The sequence below is a fragment of the Rhodococcus sp. BH4 genome, from assembly GCF_002079265.1.
Taxonomy (GTDB): Bacteria; Actinomycetota; Actinomycetes; order Mycobacteriales; family Mycobacteriaceae; genus Rhodococcus_F; species Rhodococcus_F qingshengii.
Genome location: NZ_CP014941.1, coordinates 1,065,826 through 1,089,194, shown reverse-complemented (window position 1 = coordinate 1,089,194; position 23,369 = coordinate 1,065,826). Strand labels below are relative to the sequence as shown.

Below are 23,369 nucleotides of genomic sequence, written 5' to 3'. Positions count from 1 at the left end.
TCGGTTCTCACGCACTCACATCGACGATGATCCAGCCGGTGCTCGTGCCACCGGCTGCGTCGGTGAGTGTGTAGAGAATCCTGTCGGTGCCTGCCTTCGTTCCGGCTTCGAACACCACTTCGCCGTTTTCGAGCTTCACGGTGCCACCGAGAAGTGACGTCGCCCCGACGCCGGTCACTTTGATCGAATCTCCGTTGCTGTCATGATCATTCGCGACGGCGTCGACGGTGACTGTGCCGCCTGAGCGGACCCGCGCGGTGTCGAGTGCGGCGTACGGCGGGATCGGGCTTGCCGTGTACCGACCGACGTCGTCGAGTCGAGCCGAGGCAACCTCCGCCGCATCGACGATGGCAGCGAATTCGGTGCCGTCGAAGCGCGAGAGGTCGTTACCGTTCATGATGGTCGATCCCTCGGCGCCGCCGCCGTGGTAGTCGTCGGCATAGAAGTTGTGGCCCAACTCGTGGCGGAGAACGCGGCTGAAGTTGCCGTCGGACTCGGCACCGACATGCGCGTAGCTGTGGTCGAGTTCGAACTTCGAGTAGTAGGCATTTCCGCCACCGGATGCGCACACGACGGTTGCCTGATCGACACTCGACCCGACCTGATCGGACCACAGATCTTCCAACTGCTCGAGATTTTCACAACTGCTCGAGTACGGATCGCCGGCGGAATCTGCCCGCAGGACAACTCGACCGAGGACCGGCCGAATCCCGACGTCTCTGATCCAGATGGCAGCGGTGCGGGCCATTGATTCCTCGGCCCGATCCAGAGCGACGGCGGCACTGCCTGCGCCGTGCGCGGAGTACCACTCGCCACTGAGGTCCAGTCCGACCACGAACTGCTTGACCGTCTTGCCGACCCTTGCGGCCGAGGCCGGCGCAATGGCCGCGGTGGGCCACTTGGGTTTTGCGTCGATCGGCGCCGTGCTGCGACCGACCACCTCGGATCCGACGAACTCTATCGAAACACCACGATCGAAAATCACCTGCCCGCGCAGTGTTCCGGCGGAGTCGACGATGGCCGAGACGATTGCGTCCGGACGCCCTTCCACGCTGCCGATGTACGAACGGGGCGCCGGGATCACCGCGTCGGTCAGCTCTCCGTCGCTGTCTTGCACAGCCATCGAGAACTCGGATCCCCGCAGGTTCATCTTGTGAAGGCGCAGTGTGAGTTGCTCACCTTCATCGTCGACGGTTGCGGTGCGGACGCCATCGCTCGATCCGCTCGATCCGCTCGACCCGCCGTCGACACTGCCCGTCGGCAGCATGTGAACCGCGCCGGTCGGAGCGGCAGACGCGAGCGCCGGAACGAACGCAGCACAGACGACTGCGCCCACAGCCACGGCGACAAGACCCTCGACCGACTTGGAGAACACTCTCGTGCGCATGGCGAGATCCCAATCCCATCTACTAGCGGCAGATTAACTGCACGCACTCTAGCAGTGGGAGAGTTGGCTGACCCAGCGCTCTAATTAATCGTCCGTTTTATGCGATTTTGACCCACTCTGCACTACTACCAGCAAGGAAGTGGAGAAACGCGAAGAGTCTGCCCGCTCGGACAACCCGGACAGACGACATGTTCTCGTAGCTATCAAATAGTTGCCAACTGCCGAATTCAGGCAGCGCCGAGCTCCTGAGACGGGGAGTTCCACCGATACACCTGCGAGTCGGCTTCGTGGAAGAGGGCAAGGTCGACGGCGTCGAGGACGGCCTGACGTGGGCCCTCGTTTCCCAACTGCTTGGCCGTGATCGACAATCTGACCAGTCCCCCACGTTTGGCGGCACGCCCGGCTCCGAGAACCAATGCGCGACACCACCACGGCTCGGCCTTGAAGCCTTCGCCGATCCCGAAAACCCTTCCCCGTTGCAAGGTTCCGCGGGTCAGATCATGTACTGCCCCGAGGCCTGCCATCGTGCGAAAGCCCGTCTCCGGCAACACCGACATGGCACCGGGCGATGCCACCCAGCGCGGCGGTGCGAACACCCGGGTCCGAAGGCCTGCATGCTCGAGAACGCGGTCCGCAGCGAGTAGTCGCAGTTTCGCTTCGTGCTTCGACAGAGTGGCGAACTCGGCTCGGCGACGCTTGGTCGCGGCCTGGTCGTAGCCGTGCAGAACGATGGCATCGCCGTGCTCGCGACGCTCACGCAGCCAAGCCGTCGTCACCGCGTCGTCGGCCAGTCGGTATTTGTCCTTCAGTCGCGGCGCCACCAGGAGCGACAAGCGGACACCTCGAGTGTCCATCTCGTCTGCGAATCCGGCAGCGAGATAACATGTCTCGTCTCTGATTCCGGATACCGACACGATCAGTTCTGCGGACATACTCCGATAGTGGCAGCTGTGGGTGAACAGCACACTGCCGCCGGATGATCATCCGGCGGCAGTTTTCAGCGCACCTACTGGTTCTTGGAAACCTCTAGTTCTTGGGAAGCGCAGCTTCGATCGCGGCGACAACCTCGGGTGCGTCAGGCTCGGTCCGCGGACGGAAGCGGTTGACGACGGTGCCGTCCGGTCCGATCAGGAACTTCTCGAAGTTCCACTGAATGTCTCCCGCAGCGCCTTCGGCGTCGGCCGCCTTGGTGAGCTCGGCGTACAGCGGATGCTGGTTTTCGCCGTTCACCTCGATCTTCTCGAGAAGCGGGAACGTGACGCCGTAGGTAGTGGAGCAGAACGTCTCGATCTCTTCGGCGGTACCCGGTTCCTGCCCCATGAACTGGTTGCACGGGATACCGATCACGGTCAGACCGCGATCGGCGTACTCGCTGGCCAGCTTCTCGAGCGCCGAGTACTGCGGGGTCAGTCCACACTTGGACGCGACGTTGACCACGAGGACGGCGCGGCCGTCGTATTCACCCAAAGAGGTGGGCACGCCACCGAGGGTGTTGATCGCGATGTTCTGTACTGGAGTTGTCATAGGCTCCAACTTAGCGACTCTCTCACGCACTGCTCCTTCGCGCACTGCTAATTCGACGCTCCGAGAATGCGATCGAGGTCGTCCAGAACGGTGAGGCCGCCGAGCGGTCCGACGCCGGTGATCCAGTAGGACATGTCCACCAGATGCGGGTTCGGGAAGAATCCGGCGTTGTCGGCCACGGCCTTCGGCATCGTGCCGGCATCGGCCGGTTTCGCGGAGGTGACCAGGATGAGGTCGGCGTTGGCTCCGGAGACGAATTCCGGGGAGAGGTCCACCGAGATCGAGTTCTCCCAGTCGCGTGCGGGAATCGTGAGTCCAGCACATTCGAGAGTGCTTCCGGCAAACGACGTGGGTCCGTACAGCGTCAGAACGTCGTCGCGTGGGCGGATCAGCTGAGCGGTCTTGCCCTCGGTGCTGTGCTTGCTCGCCACTTCCTCGCAGCGTGCCGTGTAGTCACCGAGCAGTTCACCTGCCTGATCGGTCTTGTTCAACGCCTCTGCGACGAACTGGACGTTGTCCTGCCACGGATCGGTCTGAGTTGCCATGTAGACGGTCGGTGCGATGGCAGCGAGCTGCTCGTACAGATCACCGTGCCGCGATTCCGTTCCGATGATCAGGTCCGGGCTCAGTGCGACGATCTTCTCGAGGTTCGGTGCCGCGACGGTTCCGACCATCTCGATCTCCGCCGCCTTCTCACCGAGGTACGCCGGAACGCCGGTCGTCTCGCTGAGTACCGCGGTGCCCACGGGAATCACGCCCAGCGCTACCGACGTGTCGAGCTGAACCGGCTCGAGCACGACAACTCGCTGCGGATCCGTCGGTACGTCGGTAGTTCCACGGGCGTGGGTGACCGCGTGCACGGTGTCGGCAGACTGACTGCCGGTATCCGTCTTGTCGTCACTGCCACACGCCGTTGTCGTTGCCACTATGGCGGCGAGGACAAAACCACCCAGCATGTACTTCGTCCGCGAGTTACTGCGTTTCATTCACAAACTCCTGTTACCGACTGCTTCCGACCGTCACAGCCACGTGCATTCACCGCGGCTGAGCAAAGGATTCACCATCCAATAGTCTGGTGAGCCTAACCTACGAGACTGGAGCCTCATCATGTCTTCCCTCCCCTGCCACAGCGACGGTGTCCTGGGGAAAGGATCTATGCAGTGCCTTTCGGAATTTGTCGCCAATCCGCAAACCAGTCGACGCCCTCACGCCTGTACACGGCAGTCGTCGACCGCCGGCGAACCTATGGTCGGTCGCGCCGGAATGACACATCTGTGGGTATTGATCGAGCATCCCGGCCCCTGGCCGGCGTCCGCCCCTGACGACGTTCTCCCCGTCGCGCTCACCGAAAAGATCTACGCAGCGCAGGGCCGTATCCGTGTCGTGGTGATCCGGCGGACCCGCAACCGCCGGGTGCTCACCCCGACGTGTGTACTCGCCTGGACGGACGGCACACGCCAATGGATGCGGGAAGGGGCGGTCGACCGATACGAGGACCTGTCGGTACTGCCGTTCGAATCGATGGCCACCGGAGCGGAACCCGACTTCGGCCGCTCCCGCACGGAACCGCTCTTCGCAGTCTGCACGCATGGAAAGAAGGATGCGTGCTGCGCGGAACTCGGCCGCCCGGTCGTTTCGGCGCTGAACGCGGCACAGATCGCAGATGTGTGGGAATGCAGTCACATCGGCGGAGATCGTTTCGCGGCCAACATGATTGCGTGGCCTGCCGCAGTCTATTTCAGCCGACTGGACGGCAACTCCGCAATCGATGCTGCCGAGAAATACCTAGCCGGAGAATTGGAGCTGCTGCACCTGCGCGGCCGGGCGGCACTGTCACAGGCCGCTCAGGCAGCCGAACATGCTGTCCGACGCGCCACCGACATCGTCGCCACGGACGCACTCGAGAGCATCAGCGAGAGTGTCGACGGAGAACACACGACTGTCGATCTTCGGTTGGAGGGGAGAGACTTTCGCGTCGTCGTTCGCTCCGGTCCTCCAGGGCTGCCGTTCCGACATGATTGTGGTGCCGGAGGGACCGTCGAATGGAGCGGATGGACCGTCGAGCACGTTCACGAGCAACCCCACTGACCACTCGATTTCGACAAGAGTGCCCGGCAGGCCATCGAACCGAGATTTGCGCGGACTGACAACACTTCGAATCAGGTCGCGATGAAGGATCGACGCCCCTGGTGTTTACAGCTTGCATTCTTCCCATGACCACCGCACTGACGCCGAATGCCGTACCCCGGTCTGCTGATCCGATCAAAAGTGAGGTCGACTACGAAACACTGGCAGAGAAATTCCGTCCGATCTTCGCGGACATCGCACAAGGCGTCGTCGAACGCGAACGCGATCACGTACTTCCCTTCCAACAGATCGACGCACTCAAGAATGCAGGCTTCGGCGCCGTTCGGGTGCCGACAACACACGGTGGATCCGGTGCGAGCATCCCGCAATTGATCCGCTTACTAGTCGAGCTGTCGAGCGCCGATTCCAATATCACCCAGGCCCTGCGCGGACATTTCGCATTTGTCGAAGACCGACTGGTCGCCGACCCAGGCCCGGAGCGTGACATCTGGCTCCGACGCTTTGCGGAGGGACAGTTAGTCGGCAACGCGTGGACCGAAATCGGCGACGTTGCATTGGGCGAAGCCAACACCAAGGTCTCGCCCGCACCCGATGCCGACCATTTCCTGGCGAACGGGGCAAAGTTCTACAGCACGGGTTCCATCTTCGCCGACTGGATCGACCTGTACTCGCAGCGCACCGACACCGGCGCATTCGTGATCGCGGCGGTCGAGGCGAGACAACCCGGTGTCACACACAGTGACGATTGGAACGGGTTCGGCCAGCAGACGACTGGCTCCGGTTCGTCCGTCTACGAGGACGCAATTGTACAGCCGGAGAACATCTTCGACTTCTCGACGCGATTCAAATACCAGACCGCGTTCTACCAATTGTTCCACCTCGCCACTCTCGCCGGCATCGCCAAGGCTGCTACGATCGAGATCTCTCGTCGAGTTGCCTCTCGCACTCGAACCTTCAGTCACGGCAACGCTCCGAGATACGCGCAGGATTCGCAGATCCAGCAAGTTGTCGGCGAGGTGTCCTCTGCAGCCTTTGCAGCCGAGGCCGTTGCACTGCACGCAGCACAGTCGTCCCAATGGGCTTACGAAGCCGCATTCTCCGGCTCGCCGGAGGAAGAGAAGGCCGCCAACATCGCAGCCGAAATCGATTCGGGGCGAGGGCAAGTCGCCTCGATCGGACTCGTCGTGCCGGCCACGGCCAAGATCTTCGACGCACTCGGTGCTTCCGGAGTCAGCCGCGACCTCGATCTCGATCGATTCTGGCGCAACGCCCGCACCGTCGCCAGCCACAATCCGGTCGTCTTCAAATCCAAAGTTGTCGGCGACTACGAAATCAACGGAACCGAACCGATTTACGTGTGGGCCATCGGGACCGCACCGACCGAAAAGGATGAACAGGCATGACCGTGACCAGTGAAACCGAAGTCTTCGTCGGCGTTCCCGACACATCCGAGGGCTGGATCGACCGGGCTCGCGAGGTGAGCAACATCCTTGCCGCCGACGCACTCGCCCGCGACCGAGCCGGCGAACCACCGTTCCGAGAAGTTCAGCTGCTCAAGGACAGTGGTCTTGTGACGCTCCTGGGCCCGGTCGAGTTCGGCGGCGGCGGGCAGCGATGGGAGACCGCCTACAAGGTGGTTCGGGAGATCGCCCGCGCCGACGGCTCCATCGGACAACTGCTCGGATACCACTACCTGTGGGCATGGGCAGCCAGATTGGTCGGAACAGATCCGCAGATCTCCGCTGTCGAGGAGCTGTACACGAGCAACCGATTCTTCTTCGGCGGCGCGGTCAACCCTCGAGACACCGACCTCACCGTCGCGGACCGCGGAGACACCCTGGTGTTCAACGGTGTGAAGTCGTTTTCCACCGGCGGCCGAGTCACCGACCTCACGGTGGTCGAAGGAATCATCGACGGAACTGCGACGCATGTGTTCGCAATCGTGCCGACTGCTCAGGACGGCATAGTCTTCCGCGGTGATTGGGACAATCTCGGGCAGCGCCTCACCGATTCCGGCAGTGTCGAGATCAACGACGTCGAGGTCGACTGGGCAAGTGCGGCAGGCTTTGTCGACAAGGAATTCCAACCTCTGGTCTACAACACCCTGAACTTCCCGGCGATCGAGATCGTGTTCGCCAACTTCTACCTCGGGATCGCTCGTGGCGCACTGGACACTGCCGCCGAGTACACCCGAACCCGTACGCGTCCATGGCCGTACGGCGGTGACAACCGCGAAATCGCAACCGACGAGTGGTACCTCCGTGAGGGCTACGGCGACTTGCAATCCAAGCTGTGGGCAGCGGAGGCCTTCGTGGACCAGGTCAGCCGTGAGGCCGACGCCGTGCTCCACGACGCTCGCGAAAACCTCACCGAGCAGGCTCGCGGCGACCTCGCCGTACGCATTGCGGCCGCAAAACTTCGCGCCGCCGACGTCTCCTTGGATATCAGCAACAAGATCTTCGAACTGACCGGTGCCCGAGCCACGTCCAACGACGTCGGCCTGGACATCTACTGGCGCAACATCCGGACGCATACCCTTCACGATCCGCTCGCGTACAAGCGCCGTGAAGTCGGTAGTCGTTTTCTGACCGGCGAGATTCCCGAACCGACCTGGTACACCTAGCCACGAACAGAAAAAGACCGTCGCACGGTTGGTGCGGCGGTCTCTTTCATCGTTACGACCAGGATCACTGATCGTAGATCGGGTTCCGCGCCTGCAGCGCAGTCAAACGTTCAGCAGAGCGGACGTTTCTAGTGATGACTCACGAACGACTGTTTGGTGCCGGTCGGAGCCGTTTCGAGCTTGTGCTGCTCTTCTTCGTCCTCGTCGTCGAGCATCGTGGCTTCGTTGAACGGAATCTTCCCGTCGAGTACCTCGACGACGCGTTCCTTGTCGATCGTCTTGGTCCAGGCGCCGACCAGGAGAGTCGCAACCGCATTGCCCGAGAAGTTGGTGATCGCTCGCGCTTCCGACATGAAGCGGTCGATTCCGACGATGAGTCCGACGCCGTCGAGAAGCTCGGGGCGATGGCTCTGCAGTCCGCCTGCCAGCGTGGCCAGACCGGCGCCGCTGACTCCGGCAGCGCCCTTGGAGGCGATGATCATGAACACCAGCAGCGAGAGCTGTTCACCGAAACCGAGTGGCTGTCCCATGGCGTCGGCGATGAAGATCGAGGCCATCGTCAGGTAGATCGCGGTGCCGTCGAGATTGAACGAGTAGCCCGTGGGAACGACGATGCCCACCGTGGTGCGCTCGACGCCTACGTGCTCCATCTTGGCGATCAGACGCGGCAGTGCCGATTCGGAGGACGACGTGGCGAAGATGAGCAGGTACTCACGGGCCAAGTACTTGACCAGCTTGAAGATGTTGAATCCGGTGACCGCGCGCAGCAGCGTTCCGAGAACACCGAAGACGAAGATCAGGCAGGTCAGGTAGAAGCCGATCATCAGCGTGCCGAGCTGGACGACGGCGTTCAAACCGGTCTGGCCGACGACGCTGGCGATGGCACCGAAAGCACCGATCGGGGCGAGCCAGAGGATCATCGTCAGGATCTTGAACACGAGCTTCTGGATGTATCCGACGGCCTTGAGGATCGGTTCACCCGACTTGCCGAGCGACTGGATCGCGAAGCCGACCAGAAGGGCGACGAACAGAGTCTGCAGCACGCTGCCGGCTGTGAGGGAGGACAGCATCGACGTCGGAATGATGGACGCGATGAAGTCCCAGGTACCGCCCGCGCTGTGGGCCTGATCTGCAAGCTTGGCCACGGAGGCCGCATTGGGCGTGATGTTCAGGCCACTGCCCGGGTTGAGCAGGTTGCCGACGCCCAGGCCGATCGCGAGTGCGATGGTGGACATCCCGATGAAGTAGGCGAGTGCGAGGCCGCCGACCTTGCCGACCTTGGCCGCCGCTCGAACCGAGCCGATGCCGAGCACGATGGTGCAGAAGATGACCGGGCTGATCATCATCTTGATCAGGCTGACGAACAACGTGCCGAGTACACCGACGGACTTACCGAACTCGGGTGCGAGCCAACCGACGAGGATGCCGCCGATGACCGCGACGATGACGCTCATGTAGAGCCAATGCGTCTTGTCGCGCTTTGCCTTGGTGCCCTCGGGCTGTGGGGAACCGTCTACTGTCCCTGTTGCCGTGCTGCTCATGGGGTGTCCTTTGGATCGGATATCTGTGAAGTGATCGGGATCACTTCGAGTCGTGGAGAATTCTTGTTGCAAACAGGTGGGCCCGGAAGTTTGTGTTCATTACGTTCAGGAGGCGCTCGATGGTCGAACGAAAGACCGGCCGACGTATGAGCGTCGCCAGGCAGATCCTGCTCCTGCAATTGGCGTTGTTGGCGCTGGTCATCGGCGTGGGGGCCGCGCTCGCAGTTGTCGACGAACGCCGAGACAGCGACGACGCGATCCGCAGGCAGGTGAGCTCGATAGCGCAGACTCTCGCCCTGTCGGATTCGACGGCGGCAGCCCTGACGAGTCCGGACCCGACCGCGATTCTGCAACCACAGACCGAGAAGATCCGACAGGCAACCGGCGTCGATTTCATCGTGGTGATGGCGCCTGATCGCACTCGGTTCACCCACACGAGCCCGGAGCTGATCGGTCAACTCTTCACCGGGAACATCGACCGCGCACTTGCCGGCGTGACCTTCACAGAGACGTACGCCGGATCGCTGGGGCCGTCGATCCGCGCAGTCACTCCTGTCTACGATTCCGGCGGAACCTTGGTCGGTCTGGTTTCTGCCGGTGTCACCCGCGAGCAGATCAGCAAGCAGTTCGCCCAAAGTGTTCCGGTCATCCTGTTCGTTGCCGGCGGCGGTCTTCTTGCCGCCCTCCTGAGTTCACTTCTGGTGAGTCGGCGTATCCGGCGACAGACCTTGGGGATGGCGCCGGATGAACTGCGCACCATGTACGAACACCACGACGCCGTCCTGCACAGCATCGGTGAGGGTCTGGTGGTGATGGGGCGAGGCCGAAGCAGAGATGCGCGAGTGGATATCGTCAACGACGAAGCGCGTCGCCTCCTCGATCTACCGGACGGGCCCGTGCCACTTTCGTCCATCCCCGAGACCATGCGAGTCGACGACGCCTCTCCCGCGAAGGATCAAGTGCACCTCACCGACAAGCGTGTGCTGGTGGTCAACCAACACCCGGTTGAGTGGGAGGGCAACAGAATTGGCACCGTGCTGACAATTCGCGATCACACCGAATTACAGAACGTACTCGGGGAATTGGATTCGGTACGCAGTTTTGCCGAGTCGCTTCGATCGCAAGCCCACGAGAGTGCAAATCGTCTGCACACGATCATCACGATGGTCGAGTTGGGCCGGAACGACGACGCAGTAGCCTTCGCCACCAATGAATTGCGAGTGTCCCAACAGTTGATAGATCGTCTGATGAATGCGGTCCACGAACCGGCGCTCGCCGCACTGCTGCTCGGGAAAATGAGTGAAGCGACCGAACGCGGGGTCGACCTGACCATCACCGAAGACACCGCGCTCGGTCCGGTTCCTTCGCTCAATGCACGCGAGTTGGTCACGCTGGTCGGCAATCTCGTGGACAATGCTATTGACGCATCGCGCGCGAGCGAGTCTCCGTGGGTGGAAGTGACGGTAATGGAAGAGGATTCGATGATGGTTGTTGCCGTCGCCGACAGCGGCCCGGGAATGACACCCGAAGCACTCGAAAAGGCCAAGGGCCGTGGCTACTCCACAAAATCCGGCTCTCGCGGACTCGGTCTCGCACTGGTCTCTCAAGTTGTGAAACGGCACGGCGGCACGCTCACCAGCGAGCCGGCGATGGGCTCCATGCTGGTTGTCCGTATCCCGCTGCGCGAGGCGGAAGCACCGCGATGATCCGTGTGCTGATAGTCGACGACGAACCGTTGATCGCCCAGGCGCACCGTTCGTACGTCGAGCGTGTGCCGGAATTCGTGGTCCACGGCGTGGTTCATTCCGGGAACGCCGCCGTGCGTGCAGTTACGGCGGCCAACGCCACCGACCAGCCCATCGACCTGGTCCTGCTCGACATCGGGTTGCCCGACGCCAGCGGTCTCGACGTGGCTTCCGCCCTGGGCGGTTTGCGGCCCAGTCCGGACATCATCGCGGTTACCTCGGCGCGCGATCTGGAGGTGGTCCGAAGCGCCGTGGCTCGCGGGATCGTCCTCTATCTTCTCAAGCCGTTCACTTTCGCAGCATTCCGCGACAAGCTCGAGCGCTACCTCGAATATCGTGCAGCGCTTCCCGCTGGAGAGTCTGCGGTCAGTCAACACGACATCGACCGCGCGATGTCCGCGCTACGAACGTCCGACGATCGAGCAGCGGCACCGAAAGGCTTTGCGTCTCAAACACTCGGACTCGTCGCAGCGTCCGTCCGGGATTCGGAAGGTCCTGTGACCGCCGCCGAGGTGGCAGCATCGGTCGGCGTGTCCCGGGTGACAGCCTGGCGCTACCTGGAAAAGCTGGCAGACGACGGCATGCTCACCCGGGAGACCGAGTACGGGCGCGCTGGGCGCCCTCAGGTTCGTTACCGCAGAACCTGATTGACACAGAACCTGACAGTCACCGAACCTGATTGACACAGAAGCTAGTTCGCGCCCACGGTGTCCAACACCCAGGCGAACTCGAACGCGACCTCTTTCCACTTCTCGTACCGACCGCTGACACCGCCGTGTCCGGCGCTCATCTCGGTCTTGAGAAGTAGCGGAGCATCACCGGTCTTGGTGGCGCGCAGTTTTGCGACCCACTTGGCCGGCTCCACGTACAGAACACGGGTGTCGTTGATGCTCGTGATCGCAAGAATGGCGGGATAGTCCTTGGCTTCCACGTTCTCGTACGGGCTGTACGAGCGCATGTAGTCGTAGACGTCCTTGTTGTGCAGCGGATCTCCCCATTCGTCCCACTCGATGACCGTCAACGGCAGCGACGGATCGAGAATCGACGTCAACGGGTCGACAAACGGAACATTGGCGAGAATGCCGGCAAACAGTTCCGGAGCAAGGTTGGCGACAGCGCCCATCAGCAATCCACCTGCACTACCGCCGTCGGCAACCATCCGGTCGGCCGACGTGACACCGGTGTCGATCAAATGCTTTGCGCAAGAGACAAAATCGGTGAAGGTGTTCTTCTTGGTGAGCGTCTTGCCGTTTTCGTACCAGTGACGGCCCATCTCGCCGCCGCCGCGCACGTGTGCGACGACGAAGACGACACCGCGATCGAGCAACGACAAGCGGGCAACCGAGAACGACGGGTCGATGCTCGCCTCGTAGGAACCGTAGCCGTACAACAGCAGCGGCGCGGGACCTTCCGGCGCACCTACGCGCCTCACGATCGAGAGCGGAATGCGGGTTCCGTCGTCGGCTACTGCCCAGTCGCGACGCTGCTCGTAGTTACTCGCATCGAAGTCTCCGAGAACGGGCTGCGACTTACGCAGTGCCAGTTCACCACTGGCGACGTAGTAGTCGTACACCTGCCCGGGAGTGATGAATGAGGTGAATCCGAGCCGGATGGTGGGCTGCGCCCATTCCGGGTTGGACCCCATGCCGATGCTGAAGAGTTCTTCGTCGAAGTCGATCTCGTGGCGTTCGCCGTAGCCGTCATCCGTCAACGGCCACACGGCAACCCGAGTGAGCGCCTCGCGGCGGTAGCTCAAGACGAGGTGTCCGGCAAAGGCTTCGGCTTCTTCCAGACGAACGTCGGCGCTGTGCTCGATCAGCGTCGTCATGTTCGTCGGATCCGACACGGGAGCTTCCACCAACACGAAGTTCTCGGCCTTGATGCCGTCGACGACGTCGTTGTGGAGAATGAGGAAACGGTCCTCTCCCCCGATCACGGCGTGCTCGGCCCCGTACTCGACGCCCTCGCGACGTGGGATGATGACGCGGAATTCGCCTTCCGGGTTCGCCGATTCCAGCATCCAGCCTTCGCTGGTCACCTTGGAACCGACCCAGATCATCAGGTACTTCTCACTGCGGGTGGACCCCACCGAAACCCAGTACCGTTCGTCGGGCTCGTGGAACACCGAAACATCTTGACTCTGCGGCGTTCCCAGCTTGTGACGCCACACCGTGTCCGGACGCCAGGAGTCGTCGACCGTCATGTAGAAGACGTGACTGTGGTCGATCGCCCAGGTGGCGCCAGGCGCGGTATCGGGAATCTCGTCGGCGAGCATCTCACCGGTCTCGAGGTTCTTGAACCGCAAGGTGTACCGCTCGTCGCCGACGATGTCCACCGAGTACGCGAGCAACGTGCCGTCCTCGCTGATGGAGAACGCGCCGAGCGAAAAGAACTCGTGCCCTTCGGCTTCGACGTTGCCGTCCATGAGGATCTGCTCGTCGGCCAGCTCGACGCCGGGCGTCAGGTCGGGCGGAGTCCAGTCGTCTTCACCGGCGATGGGGCACCGGCACTGGACGGTGTACGACTTGCCTTCCACGCTGCGCGAGTAGTACCACCACTTACCCATGCGAGTGGGCACCGACATGTCGGTTTCCTGCGTCCGCGACTTGATCTCCTGGAAGATCTTCTCGCGCAAGGGCTCGAGCGCGGCCGTCTGCTCGTCGGTGTACGCGTTTTCGGCTTCGAGGTATGCGACTACCTCGGCGTTGTCCTTGTCCCGCAGCCACTCGTAGTCATCGACGAACGTGTGTCCGTGATGGGTACGTTCGGTGGGGACCTTCTTTGCGACCGGCGGGATCAGGCTCATGCGCTGGGACCGACCCAATCGTCGAAGGACAGACCGGAAATGCGCTCGTACGCCTCGATGTAGCGTGCACGGGTCGCGTCGACGATCTCCTGCGGCAACGGCGGCGGTGTCGTGTCCGAGCTACGGTCCCAGCCGGATTCAGGGCTCGTGAGCCAGTCGCGCACGAACTGCTTGTCGAAACTGGGCTGCACCTTGCCCGCTTCGTAGCCTTCGAGAGGCCAGTAGCGCGACGAGTCGGGGGTGAGCACCTCGTCGGCGAGCACGAGGTTTCCAGCGGAGTCGAGACCGAATTCGAGCTTGGTGTCGGCAAGGATGATTCCGCGATCGGCTGCGAAGTTGGAGGCGCGGGCATAGACGTCGAGAGTGTCCTCGCGAAGCTGCACTGCCAGCTTCTGGCCGACCTTCTCCACTACCTGATCGAAGCTGATGTTCTCGTCGTGATCCCCGAGAGCCGCCTTGGACGCCGGGGTGAAGATCGGGTCGGGCAGACGCGAGGCCTCGACGAGGCCCTCGGGCAACGCGACGCCGCACACTGCGCCGGTGTTGTTGTAGTCGACCAAGCCGGAGCCGGTGAGGAAGCCACGAACGACGCATTCGACGGGAACCATGTCGAGGGAGCGCACCACGAGAGCGCGGCCGAGAACCTCTTCCGGGATGCGATCGTCGTCGGGCTCGCCGGCCAGGTGGTTGGTGCCACCGAGGACGTTGAAGAAGAACACGCTCATCGCGGTGAGCACGCGACCCTTGTCCGGGATCGGCGTGCTGAGCACGTGGTCGTAGGCCGAGATCCGATCACTCGCGACAAGCAGCAGATGCTCGTCGTCGATCGTGTAAAGGTCACGGACCTTGCCACCGGCCAGATGAGTGTAGGAATCAAGTGTAGGACGCACCCGGTCACCCTATCGGGCGTTCGCAGTTCGTACAGAACCCCGGTAGCCGGGACAGGTAAGCGTCCTCGCCGATCGGAGAGCTGTCCGCCCTGCTCATCCGGATATGCAGGTGGCCCCTCGCCAGCAGGCGAGAGGCCACCGTCACAGTCGATGAACTACTGGTTTGCGGGCAGCTTCGACAGGCCCTCGTCGATCGAATCCAGCGTCAGAAGAGCCGTCTGATAGGTCGCGGCCAGCGAATGCTGGACCTGGACGACGTTGCCGGCCTTCACTGCGGGCAATTCCTTCCACAGCTCGGAATCGACCAGCTCCTGCAACTGCGGAGACATCGAGCCGTCGGCGTTGAGGCCGTAGACGATCACGTCGACATTTCCGAGATTTTCGCCGATCTTCTCGATGGATACCTGTTCGACGTGGATGTCGGCGGGGTCTGCGGGGGTGCCGGGGAACTGCAGTCCGAGTCCGTCGAAGAGATTGGTCGTGTACGAAGACGCGTACTCGCGTGAGAAGGTGCCGGCCTCCGGCTTGCAGACGTTGCACACGCCGCCGAAGGTCAGCGAGCCGAGCTTGTCCTTGTACTTCGCGGCCAGTTCGGCGGTTTTGGCGTCGTAGTCGTCCTTGAACTCGCCGTAGGTGTCGGAGACATTCGCGGCATCGGCGAACTGCTCGCCCAGCACTCGCCAATCAGCAGGAACCGTCGGTCCCAGGAAGACGACGGGAGCGGCCGCCTCGAGCTGCGCCATGTCCAGCTGGCTTTCGACTCGAGCGGGAACGCCCATGATGATCAGATCGGGCTCGGCAGCGACGATTCCCTCGTAGTTGAGCTGGGAGACGTTGCCGTCGGGTGCGACCTTCGGCAGAGCTTCGTAAGCGGCCTTGGTCTTGTCGTCCATGTTGCCGAGTTCACGGGTCCACTCACATACTGCTGCCAGGTTCGCTCCCGCCTGAATCAGCGGCAGAACTGCGTATCCGCAGGCCACGATCCGTTGCGGGTCGCTCGGGATCTCGATGGATCCGTTCTGCGCCTCGAAGACACGGGTCTGCGAGCTCGCGGCTGTCGTCGACGATTCGGACGACGCCTCCTCGGAGTTGCTGCAGCCGGCGACGCCGACCGCCAGCGCAGCTGCTGCGCCGATCACCACTGCGCGGCGAAACCGCGACAGACCTTGAACCCGCATGTTGAACTCCATCTGAACGCACCGGACTGCTCCGGAATTGATTTGGTGAGGCTAACCAATATCAGGGCACTGGACCTTTACACAAACACAGCTCCCGAGGAATGAACTGCGCCTCCCGAGCCGCCCACGCTCACAGCAGCACGCCTCCCACTGAGAGGGAGCAAAGCAAGATTCCTCTCGAATCGGACACGCGAACTCGCTACCTTGCCTTCGCGATACCTCATCGACTCGCCACTCTCTCCGCTCGACGAAGGGCTCACACATGTCCCGATCCACCCGTACCTGCTCACTACGGTCTGCCGCGGCCATTGCGTTGACCAGTAGCTTTCTCATCACCGGTTTCGGCGCCTCGATCGCGCAGGCCGAACCTGGCCCCTCGGCTCCGCTGTTCGGCTCGCTGGATTTCGGATCCAGCAACCTCGGCAGTTCCGAGCAGACCCCAGATGCGCCGCGGCTGACCGGGATCGACAATTTCCGCGACGTCGCAGGCACCGACGCCGGATACTCGGGGACTTTCGGCCTGCCCGTGAACAAGGGAGTCTTCTACCGCGCGAACGCGATCACGCCCAAGGGCGATGACATGAGCAATCTCGAAAAGCTGGGACTGACAAAGGTTTACGATCTGCGCACTGAACCCGAGATCGCCAGTAAGCCCGATGTCTTGCCCGACGGGGTTGCGTACGAGAACATTCCGATCCTGTCCGGGAACATCGCCGAGATGATCGCGAAGATCAAGTCCCCCGAGGACTCACGATCGATGATGCAGGACATGAACCGCGCCTTCGTCACCGGAGCGACGGAGCGAGCCGGGTTCGCGCAGTTGCTCACGGGTCTCGCGGAAACCGAAGGTGCACAGGTCTTCCACTGCACCGCAGGCAAAGACCGCACCGGCTGGACGTCGTTTCTGCTGCTGAGTATCGCCGGTGTCGACCGCTCGGTGATCATGAACGACTACTTGCTGACCAACGAGTACACAGCCGAAGGCATGAAGGCCACGCGCGCGGGCATCGCGGCGAGCCTGGGCGAACAGATGGCCGTCAACATGGAGCCTCTGTTGGGTGTCGAGGCAAGCTATCTCGATGCCGGTCTCGCCCAGTTGGACCAGACCTACGGGTCGGTCGATCGGTACCTGACCGAGGGCCTGGGTCTGAGCCCGGCGACTGTCATGACGCTCAAAGCCAAACTGCTGGGCTGAGTGGCACGGATGCCCCGGGTTCGACGAGGGATCTGACCCGGGGCACGTGTACTTCTCTGCCCGTGCCGCGGCGGATGCGCCGCAGCGTCCCGTGCGTCAGCGCGATACGGCGATCACGTTGTTTCGGTACGCCCAGATGACGATCTGCACACGGGTACGCACCTGCAGCTTCTTGCAGATGTTGCTGATGTGCGACTTCACCGTGCTCTGTTCGAGGCTGAGGGAATCTGCGATGTCGTTGTTTCCCAAGCCTTGTGACAGCAACTGCACCACATCCATCTCACGCGCACTGAGACCGTGATCCGATCCGGAGCGCGCCGTGGACATCGGTGCCGGCTTGCGCCTCGCGAACTCCACGATCAGTCTCGACGTCAATCTCGGCGAGAGCACCGAACCACCTTCGGCCACGGTCAACACTGCCGACGAGAGCTCTTCGGGATCGGCGTCTTTGAGCAAGAACCCTGCGGCACCGCTGTCGAGCGCCTCGAAAACGTACTCGTCGAGATCGAACGTGGTGATCACGATGACGCGGGTCCCGGGAAACTCGGCAAGGACCTCCCGAGTCGCAGTCAACCCGTCGCCGTGCGGCATTCGGATATCCATCAGCACGACGTCCGGTCGCAGTGCACGCACCTGCTCGTACGCCTCGACTCCCGTCTTGGCATGCCCGACGACGCGAATCTCGGGGTGACCGGAGAGAAACAGCTCGAACCCCTGCCGTACCACCTGCTGGTCGTCTGCAATAAGGACATCGATCATGCGTTGATCCTCCCGTTCACCGGCACCAGTGCCTGCACAGCCCACTCACCTTCCGAATTCGGTCCGGCGTCCAGTTGACCACCCATGAGCGTCGCGCGTTCGCGCATTCCCACAATTCCGAGGTTTTGCCCGTCGGAGGCCGGGCGAGCATTCCCGAGAGTATTGACCACCCGTACCCTCACCGCACCGGCTTCTCGACTCAGACACACCTTGGACTCGCTACCCGGCGCATGGCGAAGGACGTTCGACAACGCCTCCTGCACGATGCGGTAACACGTCAACTGGACTCCGCTGTCCAGGTCGTCGAAGCGGCCGACCTTCTCCAACGAGATCGACGAGATGGTGCGCTTGCAGTCGTCCACCAACTCGTCGATGTCGGAGACCATGGGCGTCGGGAAATCGGGGTCTTCCTCACCCAGGCGAAGTATCCCCACGATCTGCCGCAAGCTGTTGAGGGCCCGCTGACCCTGCTCGATGACGCCCCCCAGAAGGGCTTGTGCTTGTTCGGGATTGCTCGAGAAGAACTTGTCGGCGGCACGAGCCTGGATGATCATGCCGGTCATGTGGTGGGCAGCGACATCGTGCAGTTCACGTGCCATGTCCTGCCGTTCGGCGACAACGGCATTCGCGATCTTGCGTTCGCGGTCCCGGTGCAGATCCGCTACTGCCTGACTGTTCTCCACTGCTTGTTTTCGCAGGCGCGCGACGATCTTTCCCATGGCTGCGACGACCAGAAAACTCGTGACGGTGTTTGCCGCCGGTTCGAGGAACAAGTGAGGCAACTCCCCCACCTGAACCTCGGCGACCGTCAGCCCGTCCCGTTCGGTGAGATACATCGCCAAGATCACGTCCATCGCCATTCCGAGGACCAGCAGTCCGACCAGGCGCATGCCTGTCACTCGGATGGACACTGCCATGATCGCGAACCAGAAAAGCGGCGTGGCCCCCAGCGATCGACTGCCGAGGAAGAGCATCAATCCGCCGGATCCTGCCAACGTCAGGAGGTAGTACGCGATCGGGTACCGCCGGCGCGCACACGCCACGACGGTCAACACCGTCAGGAAACCCATGATGCCGACGACGGTTCCCGGATCGCTCAGCACTCGATTGCTCGTCTCGGGTTCAGTCTTGAGACTGGCGAGACCGAACACCCACGGCACACTCAGCAGGCCGACGATCACGGCCGCCGTGGCCGGGTTGTTCAGGTTGAAACGTCCCCACCCTCGCGATGCCAGGGCTTGCCCCGGGGCATTCTGACCAGCCGAGTCGAACATCCACTCCCCATTCCGCATCCGATGATTGACGTTCATGGTGGCATGCGCGCACCACTTGGTCCCACATTCGGCGAACGTGAAGGGAATGTTCGATTCCCGGCTCCTACCAAAGCACTAGTTGAAGGTGAAAGGCCTAGTACTTATGGCTCAGCTGAACTGCTCGACCAACCGGTTCACCATGTTGGTTGCGCTGTAGTAGTCGAGACGGAAGGTGTCCAGACCCACGGCATAGACGTGGTGATCACGAATTGCCGGATGCTGGGCCAACAGTGGAAGTGCCTCGACCGCCTTCACCGCACCGTCGTCGGCACTGACCAAGATCAGGGTGTTGCCCGCGATACCGTCGTAGAGGTTCTCCGCCGAGACCTGAATGATGTCCTTGCGCTTACCCATGGATTCACTGCTCTTCGCGGACTCGGGAATGTCGGCGACCGTGAAACCCATCGCCGTGAGCAACTTCGCCTGCCCCGACTCGTGCGTCCAGATATTGGCGCCGCTGCCGTCCTCGTAGTAGACCAGCGCAGTGGTCGGCTGCGGGGGAAGTGTGATCTTGGCCTTCGCGGCCTCTACTGCGCTGTCGAACTTCGCGACCGTGGCCGCCGCGTTGTCTTCGAGACCTGTCGCCTTACCCAGCACAGCGGCGACTTCCTGCCAACTACTTCCGCCGTAGTCCACCACGATTGTCGGCGCGATGGCCGTGAACTGTTCGTACAGATCGACGACGGAGTCACCTCCAGTTGCCGAGACGACGATCAGGTCCGGGTTCTGCGCCAGAACGGATTCCGCGTTCGCACCGCCCATCGGCAATACTGCAAGTCCGCGTTCTTCTGCTATGTCGCCCCACTGTGTGAACAACCCCTGCGCATCCGAGACGTCGGTGTTCGGTCCCGTCGATGCGGTAGCCACCACCGGAGCGTCGATCGACAACAGCGTGCCCGTCAGCGTCACACTGGTCGAGACGATCCTCTCCGGCTTCGACGTGATCTCCACCGGCCCCTTCGGCGTTTCCACGGTACGCGGCCAATTACCCTGCGATGCAGCTGAGTCAGCATCGGAATCGGCATCCGCAGAACTACAACCGGCGAGGGCGAACCCTGCTACCAAGACTGCGGAGAGCACCTTCAGGGTGCGTGATTTTTTCATTGTGACGCCCACTGGCGGACCACTCCTCGAATTCAAAAGCCCATTAAATTAGGTTAGGCTGTGCTCATGCTAACTCAGGCGGTGACCGAATTGTCCGCTACCCTCGCGGCCTCGCCCGACATCGAGACGTCCTGGAATCGGATAGTGCAACAAGGAACGCCGATCATCGAAAGCGTTGATACACAGACTGTTCGAGTTACGTTCCTCTGGCGTCAGCCCGAGGAGACCGAGGTCGAGCGCGTTTACCTGGATGCAAATTCGCTGACCGACCATCACGCAGAACAACTCAGCGTGATGCAGCGACTCGGCGACAGTCCGGTGTGGTTCTACACCGCCGAAGTCTCGAACACCTGGCGTAGCAGTTACAGCATCATCCCGGTACCGAAGTCCGTAGTCGACGAGTTCGACTATCCGGGAGCAGGCAAGGAAGACTCGACCCGCCGCACACGCTGGTTGGGGTTGCTCGAGCACCGAATTGCCGACCCACTCAATCCGCTTTCCGCAGGTGTGGACACAAGGCGTTCCGTCGCCGAGATGCCCTTGGCGCCGGTCCAGTTCGGTTGGGATGCTCCAGTTTTCAGGAAGTCGGTACAGCTCACCTGGGCTAGTTCGACTTTGGACGTCGAGCGGCCGGTGTGGATCTACGAGACCGTGGACGACGGATTGACACCGCTCGAAGAACGGCCGCTCGTGATACTTCTCGACGGGCGTCACTGGGCCGAGGTCATGCCGGCAGGCGCCGCCTTCGATCGTGCGGTCCAGACCGGCAAACTGAAATCCTGCGTTCTGCTTGCCATCGATTCCGTTGACAATCAACGCCGTTCGCAGGAATTGCCGTGCAACCGCGACTACTGGAGTGCAGTCGTCGACGAACTGCTTCCGCAGGTGCGCGCCGTCACACCTTTCTCGTCTGATCGAACGCGAACGGTGGTCTCGGGGCAGAGCTTCGGCGGCCTGGCTTCGATGTTCGCAGCACTCGAATTCCCCGAACACTTCGCGCTGGTCGCCAGCGGGTCCGGTTCGTTCTGGTGGCCAACCGGCTTGAAGCGCGGGGAAGACGGCCCGCCGGGTGGAGACATAGCCGCACGGATCGAGCGCGACGGCGTACCGGACGGTTTACGCGTTGTCCTCGAAGTAGGTAAGCACGAGTCCGACATGGTCGGGCACAGCGCAGCGGTCGCACAGGCGCTGGAGGCCGCAGGAGCGCAAGTGTCGTGTCGGATCTTCGACGGCGGCCACGACTGGTTGTGCTGGCGCAGTGTCCTTCTGGACTCCGTTGTCGAACTGATCGGCAGTCCGTGAGACAGACCACGCTCTAGGCCGGCTCGATGTCACCAAGCTTCCAAGTCCGATCGAAATATGGTTCGAGCGGTCCGTAGAAGCGGAAGTACGAGAACCAGTGCTGACCCGCAATGGTCTGAACCCAATTGGGTTCCTTCCCTACCGGAGTTGTAGGTCCGTAGTAGAGATCCACCGAACCGTCCTCGTTGACAACAAGATCGGGATCTCGCGAGCCACGGTCACCTCGGCCCTGCTGGTTGTCGACAAGGCAGCGTGTGTCGACCGAGTAGACCGTCGCGGACCAGAACAACTTTGCCGGGACATCGGCGGGTACGTGGAGTGTGTAACTCTTTCCTCCGTCCAACCAGTGCCCCTCGGCGTCGGCGTAGCTACCCAGATATGCCTGCCCGAGTCCGGGCGTCGTACTCTTCATCGCCTCGGAGAAGGTGACCGCCTCGTAGAACCACGACGCGCGTTCGTAGAACTCGTCGTAGTTGTCCCCTCGCTGAGCTGAGTTGTCCAGGACAATCGCCAAGTCCCACTGGCGATCCGGCCAGTAGCGCGAACCGGGGAAGCGTTTGACGAACGCATTCGCCTGGGCGAACACCTCCCCCACTTCGACGGCCCGTTGCAAGATCTTTCTCACTCGATCATCCGGGGCGAAGGGCTTGCCCTTCTCAATCCCCAGCTGCCGAAGCCACGCCATCGGGAAGCGGTCGCGCTCTTCGACAGGTTCGTCCTGCACGATGTCGTGCAGGAGTTCCCAGTATCGAAGGTCTCGCGGCTGAATTCCGCTCCAGGGCTTGCCGTCCGGTGAGACCAGACGCGTCGGAGTCGGATTCTCACGATCGGAGTACGGGTACACCCGTACGGCGTCGACCAACGCGTCCGAGCGCGCCGGGTCGGGATCGAGCGTGCGGAAGCCGAACATGATGTGCATCATCGGGGAGTGGACAACGGTGTAATCACCTGTGTCCTCGACACTCTGACCTGGGCCGACTACCAGGGTCTTGCCACCCTTGCCTGCATCGGGGCCCATCTCACCGAGCACCGCGAATTCTCGTTGCCAGAAATCTGCGATGCCCCCGGCGGTCGGCCCTGGCGGCAATTCGATCACCAACGGCCCCGTTGCACCGAGATCGAAAAAGTTCAAGATGTACGGAGTCGTCGCGTTGGCGGTGATCAGGCCTAGTCGGTCACGATATGAGCGGTAGACGACGATATCGGAGGCAGTTGCTCCGAAGATGTTGGTATGCACGTCCATCCACTGGGCCCAGGACACGATGGGTATGGCCCACAAGTACGCCTGCACTGCTGTTTGGAAGTCGAGCTCGTCGAAGACCGTTGCGATGGTTTCGCGAGCGGGAAGCTCTCCGTCCCTCGGGACGAGTCCGGAGGAATACGTCAGTTCGATGTCGGCCATACCCAGATGGTGCTGGGAGAAACCTCGGCGCGAATCACCCACACCGGGTGAACCTCTAGTTCAGTGCGCCTCGAATGACGGCAGCCGTGCTGTCGAGGATTGTCCGATTGGGCGTGCGAGGTAGGGCGCGCAGGCCGAAGCCGTCGCCGCGATTTCGCGGAATGACATGCAGATGAACATGGAAGACTTCCTGCCCCGCAACAGCTCCGTCGGAGAGGTGCAGATTCACTCCGTCGACGGGGAGAGATCCGGTACGCATCGCCGCGGCAATCTTCTGCGCGACGGCGAAGATCCTGGCACCGTCGTCGGGATCGAGCGTGGACAATCCACTGGCGTGGCGCTTCGGCACGACCAGGAGATGGCCGGATGTGAACGGCCGAATATCCATGAAGGCAAGGACATTCGCGTCGTCGTAGACGACGCTGGCCTCGGCCTCACCGGCGATGATGGAACAGAAGATGCAGTCCATGGTCTCCGGCCCCTGTGCGCCTTTTCGGTAGTGGTGACCACCG

The 23,369-nt window shown here is 62.1% G+C and carries 20 protein-coding genes; 7 read left to right on the top strand and 13 right to left on the bottom strand.

Annotation, left to right across the window (positions count from 1 at the left end; genetic code table 11):
• Positions 1-7 precede the first annotated feature (7 nt).
• The 4 genes from A0W34_RS05025 to A0W34_RS05010 form a co-directional block, all read right to left on the bottom strand.
• On the bottom strand, positions 8-1,387 hold the full coding sequence (locus A0W34_RS05025) for an Ig-like domain-containing protein (protein WP_081557409.1): 1,380 nt from the start codon (positions 1,385-1,387) through the stop codon (positions 8-10).
• 227 nt (positions 1,388-1,614) lie between these two features.
• Positions 1,615-2,319, bottom strand: a complete 705-nt coding sequence (locus A0W34_RS05020) for a DUF2334 domain-containing protein (protein WP_007734443.1) — start codon at positions 2,317-2,319, stop codon at positions 1,615-1,617.
• 94 nt (positions 2,320-2,413) lie between these two features.
• The gene (locus tag A0W34_RS05015) at positions 2,414-2,911 is read right to left on the bottom strand and encodes a glutathione peroxidase (protein WP_003945816.1); all 498 of its coding nucleotides are present in this window, start codon (positions 2,909-2,911) and stop codon (positions 2,414-2,416) included.
• A 47-nt stretch (positions 2,912-2,958) separates the two neighbouring features.
• Complete coding sequence (locus A0W34_RS05010; RefSeq protein WP_042452648.1) at positions 2,959-3,897, bottom strand: ABC transporter substrate-binding protein; 939 nt, start codon at positions 3,895-3,897, stop codon at positions 2,959-2,961.
• 277 nt (positions 3,898-4,174) lie between these two features.
• On the opposite strand from A0W34_RS05010, the gene A0W34_RS05005 reads away from it, so the two are divergent.
• The 3 genes from A0W34_RS05005 (at position 4,175) to A0W34_RS04995 (ending at position 7,622) form a co-directional block, all read left to right on the top strand.
• Complete coding sequence (locus tag A0W34_RS05005; protein WP_232329985.1) at positions 4,175-4,999, top strand: sucrase ferredoxin; 825 nt, start codon at positions 4,175-4,177, stop codon at positions 4,997-4,999.
• A 125-nt stretch (positions 5,000-5,124) separates the two neighbouring features.
• Positions 5,125-6,402, top strand: a complete 1,278-nt coding sequence (locus tag A0W34_RS05000; protein WP_042452652.1) for an acyl-CoA dehydrogenase family protein — start codon at positions 5,125-5,127, stop codon at positions 6,400-6,402.
• The gene (locus tag A0W34_RS04995) at positions 6,399-7,622 is read left to right on the top strand and encodes an acyl-CoA dehydrogenase family protein (protein ID WP_081557408.1); all 1,224 of its coding nucleotides are present in this window, start codon (positions 6,399-6,401) and stop codon (positions 7,620-7,622) included. Before A0W34_RS05000 ends, A0W34_RS04995 begins: the two co-directional genes overlap by 4 nt.
• A gap of 128 nt (positions 7,623-7,750) precedes the next feature.
• On the opposite strand, the gene A0W34_RS04990 is transcribed toward A0W34_RS04995, so the two are convergent.
• Positions 7,751-9,163: a C4-dicarboxylate transporter DctA gene (locus A0W34_RS04990; RefSeq protein WP_007734438.1), complete on the bottom strand. Its 1,413-nt coding sequence runs from the start codon at positions 9,161-9,163 to the stop codon at positions 7,751-7,753.
• Positions 9,164-9,282: 119 nt separating this feature from the next.
• On the opposite strand from A0W34_RS04990, the gene A0W34_RS04985 reads away from it, so the two are divergent.
• Both A0W34_RS04985 and A0W34_RS04980 read left to right on the top strand, forming a co-directional pair.
• Entirely contained in the window at positions 9,283-10,869 is a 1,587-nt protein-coding gene (locus A0W34_RS04985) for a sensor histidine kinase (protein WP_064111810.1), read from the top strand.
• A complete protein-coding gene (locus tag A0W34_RS04980) occupies positions 10,866-11,555 on the top strand; it encodes a response regulator (protein WP_003945570.1) in 690 nt (229 codons plus the stop codon). Before A0W34_RS04985 ends, A0W34_RS04980 begins: the two co-directional genes overlap by 4 nt.
• Positions 11,556-11,599: 44 nt before the next feature.
• Here the strand turns inward: A0W34_RS04980 and A0W34_RS04975 are convergent, their stop codons facing one another.
• The 3 genes from A0W34_RS04975 to A0W34_RS04965 form a co-directional block, all read right to left on the bottom strand.
• Entirely contained in the window at positions 11,600-13,714 is a 2,115-nt protein-coding gene (locus A0W34_RS04975; protein ID WP_081557407.1) for a S9 family peptidase, read from the bottom strand.
• Positions 13,711-14,604, bottom strand: a complete 894-nt coding sequence (locus A0W34_RS04970; protein ID WP_003945463.1) for a phosphoribosylaminoimidazolesuccinocarboxamide synthase — start codon at positions 14,602-14,604, stop codon at positions 13,711-13,713. Before A0W34_RS04970 ends, A0W34_RS04975 begins: the two co-directional genes overlap by 4 nt.
• 155 nt (positions 14,605-14,759) lie before the next feature.
• A complete protein-coding gene (locus A0W34_RS04965; RefSeq protein ID WP_081557406.1) occupies positions 14,760-15,794 on the bottom strand; it encodes an ABC transporter substrate-binding protein in 1,035 nt (344 codons plus the stop codon).
• Positions 15,795-16,044: 250 nt separating this feature from the next.
• Here A0W34_RS04965 and A0W34_RS04960 point away from each other — a divergent pair, with 250 nt between their 5' ends.
• Positions 16,045-16,977 (top strand): tyrosine-protein phosphatase, encoded by a 933-nt coding sequence (locus A0W34_RS04960; protein WP_081557405.1) that lies wholly within the window; start codon positions 16,045-16,047, stop codon positions 16,975-16,977.
• Between the two features lie 96 nt (positions 16,978-17,073).
• On the opposite strand, the gene A0W34_RS04955 is transcribed toward A0W34_RS04960, so the two are convergent.
• The 3 genes from A0W34_RS04955 to fepB all read right to left on the bottom strand — a co-directional run bounded on the left by A0W34_RS04955 (position 17,074) and on the right by fepB (position 20,153).
• Positions 17,074-17,736, bottom strand: coding sequence for a response regulator transcription factor (locus A0W34_RS04955; protein ID WP_003945911.1), 663 nt, complete (start codon positions 17,734-17,736; stop codon positions 17,074-17,076).
• Positions 17,733-19,010 carry a sensor histidine kinase gene (locus A0W34_RS04950; RefSeq protein ID WP_007734428.1) on the bottom strand — a complete coding sequence of 426 codons (1,278 nt, stop codon included), beginning with the start codon at positions 19,008-19,010 and terminating at the stop codon, positions 17,733-17,735. The genes A0W34_RS04955 and A0W34_RS04950 overlap by 4 nt, the downstream gene beginning before the upstream one ends.
• A 147-nt stretch (positions 19,011-19,157) precedes the next feature.
• Positions 19,158-20,153, bottom strand: coding sequence for a Fe2+-enterobactin ABC transporter substrate-binding protein (fepB, locus tag A0W34_RS04945; protein ID WP_039973419.1), 996 nt, complete (start codon positions 20,151-20,153; stop codon positions 19,158-19,160).
• 66 nt (positions 20,154-20,219) lie between these two features.
• Here fepB and fes point away from each other — a divergent pair, with 66 nt between their 5' ends.
• Positions 20,220-21,455: an enterochelin esterase gene (fes, locus tag A0W34_RS04940; RefSeq protein WP_003945472.1), complete on the top strand. Its 1,236-nt coding sequence runs from the start codon at positions 20,220-20,222 to the stop codon at positions 21,453-21,455.
• Positions 21,456-21,468: 13 nt separating this feature from the next.
• Here fes and A0W34_RS04935 read toward each other — a convergent pair whose 3' ends face one another.
• Both A0W34_RS04935 and A0W34_RS04930 read right to left on the bottom strand, forming a co-directional pair.
• Positions 21,469-22,857 (bottom strand): DUF1254 domain-containing protein, encoded by a 1,389-nt coding sequence (locus A0W34_RS04935; protein ID WP_058039304.1) that lies wholly within the window; start codon positions 22,855-22,857, stop codon positions 21,469-21,471.
• A 55-nt stretch (positions 22,858-22,912) separates the two neighbouring features.
• Positions 22,913-23,326: an HIT family protein gene (locus A0W34_RS04930; RefSeq protein ID WP_042920316.1), complete on the bottom strand. Its 414-nt coding sequence runs from the start codon at positions 23,324-23,326 to the stop codon at positions 22,913-22,915.
• Positions 23,327-23,369 lie beyond the last annotated feature (43 nt).

Bases quoted from the DNA above. Each gene is read 5' to 3' on its own strand.
- A0W34_RS05005 (WP_232329985.1), top strand. From the start codon at position 4,175: ATGACACATCTGTGGGTATTGATCGAGCATCCCGGCCCCTGGCCGGCG.
- A0W34_RS04950 (WP_007734428.1), bottom strand. From the start codon at position 19,010: ATGTTCGACTCGGCTGGTCAGAATGCCCCGGGGCAAGCCCTGGCATCG.
- A0W34_RS05020 (WP_007734443.1), bottom strand. From the start codon at position 2,319: ATGTCCGCAGAACTGATCGTGTCGGTATCCGGAATCAGAGACGAGACA.
- A0W34_RS04975 (WP_081557407.1), bottom strand. From the start codon at position 13,714: ATGAGCCTGATCCCGCCGGTCGCAAAGAAGGTCCCCACCGAACGTACC.
- A0W34_RS05000 (WP_042452652.1), top strand. From the start codon at position 5,125: ATGACCACCGCACTGACGCCGAATGCCGTACCCCGGTCTGCTGATCCG.
- A0W34_RS04955 (WP_003945911.1), bottom strand. From the start codon at position 17,736: ATGATCGATGTCCTTATTGCAGACGACCAGCAGGTGGTACGGCAGGGG.
- A0W34_RS04960 (WP_081557405.1), top strand. From the start codon at position 16,045: ATGTCCCGATCCACCCGTACCTGCTCACTACGGTCTGCCGCGGCCATT.
- fepB (WP_039973419.1), bottom strand. From the start codon at position 20,153: ATGAAAAAATCACGCACCCTGAAGGTGCTCTCCGCAGTCTTGGTAGCA.
- A0W34_RS05010 (WP_042452648.1), bottom strand. From the start codon at position 3,897: ATGAAACGCAGTAACTCGCGGACGAAGTACATGCTGGGTGGTTTTGTC.
- A0W34_RS05025 (WP_081557409.1), bottom strand. From the start codon at position 1,387: ATGCGCACGAGAGTGTTCTCCAAGTCGGTCGAGGGTCTTGTCGCCGTG.
- A0W34_RS04965 (WP_081557406.1), bottom strand. From the start codon at position 15,794: ATGGAGTTCAACATGCGGGTTCAAGGTCTGTCGCGGTTTCGCCGCGCA.
- fes (WP_003945472.1), top strand. From the start codon at position 20,220: ATGCTAACTCAGGCGGTGACCGAATTGTCCGCTACCCTCGCGGCCTCG.
- A0W34_RS04980 (WP_003945570.1), top strand. From the start codon at position 10,866: ATGATCCGTGTGCTGATAGTCGACGACGAACCGTTGATCGCCCAGGCG.
- A0W34_RS04930 (WP_042920316.1), bottom strand. From the start codon at position 23,326: ATGGACTGCATCTTCTGTTCCATCATCGCCGGTGAGGCCGAGGCCAGC.
- A0W34_RS04935 (WP_058039304.1), bottom strand. From the start codon at position 22,857: ATGGCCGACATCGAACTGACGTATTCCTCCGGACTCGTCCCGAGGGAC.
- A0W34_RS05015 (WP_003945816.1), bottom strand. From the start codon at position 2,911: ATGACAACTCCAGTACAGAACATCGCGATCAACACCCTCGGTGGCGTG.
- A0W34_RS04985 (WP_064111810.1), top strand. From the start codon at position 9,283: ATGGTCGAACGAAAGACCGGCCGACGTATGAGCGTCGCCAGGCAGATC.
- A0W34_RS04995 (WP_081557408.1), top strand. From the start codon at position 6,399: ATGACCGTGACCAGTGAAACCGAAGTCTTCGTCGGCGTTCCCGACACA.
- A0W34_RS04990 (WP_007734438.1), bottom strand. From the start codon at position 9,163: ATGAGCAGCACGGCAACAGGGACAGTAGACGGTTCCCCACAGCCCGAG.